This is a genomic window from Thermococcus sp. LS2, from assembly GCF_012027375.1.
In the GTDB taxonomy this organism is placed as follows: domain Archaea; phylum Methanobacteriota_B; class Thermococci; order Thermococcales; family Thermococcaceae; genus Thermococcus_B.
This window is the reverse complement of the sequence record NZ_SNUI01000023.1, coordinates 1-1,342: the sequence shown is the minus strand read 5'-3', so window position 1 is coordinate 1,342 and position 1,342 is coordinate 1. Positions and strand designations below refer to the sequence as shown.

At 45.2% G+C, this 1,342-nt stretch carries 4 protein-coding genes; all 4 read left to right on the top strand.

Annotated features, from left to right (window positions below; genetic code table 11):
* Nucleotides 1-85 precede the first annotated feature (85 nt).
* Nucleotides 86-280, top strand: a complete 195-nt coding sequence (locus E3E24_RS12520; protein ID WP_167887342.1) for a hypothetical protein — start codon at nt 86-88, stop codon at nt 278-280.
* Nucleotides 281-299: 19 nt separating this feature from the next.
* Nucleotides 300-545, top strand: coding sequence for an Lrp/AsnC ligand binding domain-containing protein (locus tag E3E24_RS12515; protein ID WP_346766042.1), 246 nt, complete (start codon nt 300-302; stop codon nt 543-545).
* Nucleotides 538-777 carry an Lrp/AsnC ligand binding domain-containing protein gene (locus tag E3E24_RS12510; protein ID WP_167887340.1) on the top strand — a complete coding sequence of 80 codons (240 nt, stop codon included), beginning with the start codon at nt 538-540 and terminating at the stop codon, nt 775-777. The genes E3E24_RS12515 and E3E24_RS12510 overlap by 8 nt, the downstream gene beginning before the upstream one ends.
* 49 nt (nt 778-826) lie before the next feature.
* Nucleotides 827-1,342 (top strand): TATA-box-binding protein (locus E3E24_RS12505; protein WP_167916122.1); only part of this gene is annotated, 516 nt, incomplete at its 3' end.

Sequence of the window (1,342 nt, the reverse complement as noted above, 5' to 3'; positions counted from 1 at the left end):
TGTTGCTCAGAAGTTACAACAAAAATAGGTGCAGGAGGAAACGGTACTCACCACAAGCTTTATCGTACTAACTTCAAAGTTTATCATGGTGGTTGTGATGAAGCTTTTGGGTTATAAGTGGATGGATAATTTTGCCCTTGTAGATGCGAGGTTGGAGTGTGATTGTGGTCACGTTTTCATGAAATTAGTGTTAGAGCCGGGTGACGTTGTGGAGTGCCCGAAGTGCGGTCGGAAATTCAAAGTCCTCATAGAGTACAAGTTCGAGCCACTGAATGAATAAAGCTCGGAGGGGGTGTTTAGTGGTTGTAGCATTTATTTTGATTGTTACGAAGCCTGGGTGCAGGGATGAAGTTTATGGGAAGCTTAAAGACAATCCCGTGGTGAGGGAGGTTTACGAGGTTTACGGAGGATATGATGTGATTGTCAGGATTGAGGTTGAAGACATTAAGGAGCTGGATGACTTCCGCAACAGTGTTTTGAGAAAGATTGGGAAAGAAGTGGAAATGACTGAAACCGTTATTGTGAGGGGTGGCGTGAATGGTTAGGGCATATGCTTTGCTGACGGTGGATGTTGGGAGGATTGAGAAAGTTCTTGAGGAGGTTAAGGCAATACAGGGCGTGGTAAAGGCTGATACGATGGCAAGGTCTTACGATGCAATAGTTGAGGTCGAGGCTGCGGATTTGGAAGAATTGGAGAGAATCATACGTGACATGCGGAATGTTGATGGAGTTTTGAGTGTAATAACTGAGGTGGTGGGGGATTTGGAAGAGGAATGAAACACTATTTCACACTTAATTTACAAACCAATGCCTGGAGGGTGTAATCGTGGTCGACATGAGCAATGTAAAGCTTAGGGTGGAAAACATGGTCGCCACTGTTAACCTTTTCACCCCCCTAAACTTGGATGAAATCATGGAAGTACTCCCAAACTCAAGGTATAATCCTGAAGAATTCCCGGGAGTTATTTGCCACCTTGACGAGCCAGGGGTTGCTCTCCTCCTCTTCAATTCTGGTAAATGCGTTGTGACTGGGGCTAAAAGTGTTGATGATATTCAAGCTACTGTTTCAAAACTCGTCGAAATGCTCTCTAGAGTTGGGGTAAAATTCCACCGCGCTCCCGAGATAAGCATTCAAAACATGGTTTTCAGCGGTGATCTTGGCATGGAATTTAACCTTGATATTGTTGCCCTTGTGTTGCCCAACTGTGAGTTCGAGCCTGAAATATTCCCGGGAGTGATTTATCGTGTTAAAGAGCCCAAGGCAGTCATACTCCTCTTCAGTTCTGGGAGGATTGTTTGCAGTGGTGCGAAGAGTGAGCATAGCGCATGGGAGGCTGTTAAG

Bases quoted from the DNA above. Each gene is read 5' to 3' on its own strand.
- E3E24_RS12510 (WP_167887340.1), top strand. From the start codon at position 538: ATGGTTAGGGCATATGCTTTGCTGACGGTGGATGTTGGGAGGATTGAG.
- E3E24_RS12520 (WP_167887342.1), top strand. From the start codon at position 86: ATGGTGGTTGTGATGAAGCTTTTGGGTTATAAGTGGATGGATAATTTT.